This is a genomic window from Vibrio sp. (assembly GCF_050299255.1).
In the GTDB taxonomy this organism is placed as follows: Bacteria; Pseudomonadota; Gammaproteobacteria; order Enterobacterales; family Vibrionaceae; genus Vibrio.
In genome coordinates this window covers 1-562 of the sequence record NZ_JBNKVP010000202.1, presented here as the reverse complement: position 1 = coordinate 562, position 562 = coordinate 1, and the positions used below count along the sequence as shown (strand labels likewise).

Sequence of the window (562 nt, the reverse complement as noted above, 5' to 3'; positions counted from 1 at the left end):
GAGGGTACGCAGCAATTTGGCCTGCGTGCTCATGGGCAACTCTCCGATTTCATCCAGGAAAAGGGTCCCGCCGCTGGCCGAACGAATCAATCCCATGGCGGATTGATGGGCACCGGTAAATGCCCCTTTGACATGGCCGAACAATTCACTCTCAACCAGGTTTTCACTGATCGCCCCGCAGTCGACCGGGATAAAAGACTGCGTGCTGCGGGGACTGTGGTGATGAATGGCCCGGGCCACAAGTTCCTTGCCGGTACCCGTTTCACCATAAATCAATGTTGTGGCATCGGCGAGAGCCGCCCGGGTGATCGTCTGCTTGACCGCCTGCATGGCCGGGGCCTTGCCGATAAGCCGATGAAAACCAGAAGGCCGATCGCCCCTGTTTTTAAGGCGACGATTTTCGGATCGCAGGCGCCAAATTTGTAAAAGCTGTCCCATACGGGCACGTAACGCCTCGGGTTGAAAGGGTTTCTCCAGAAAATCGGCGGCGCCTTCTTTCATGGCCGTGACAGCGGTTTCAATGTTTCCCTGGCCGGTCAGCATGATGACGTGCATCTGCGGA

The 562-nt window shown here is 56.9% G+C and carries 1 protein-coding gene; it reads right to left on the bottom strand.

Annotated elements, in window-relative coordinates; genetic code table 11:
• The coding region (locus ACQY6F_RS19035; protein WP_428776694.1) for a sigma-54-dependent transcriptional regulator at window positions 1–562 on the bottom strand (562 nt) is incomplete at both ends.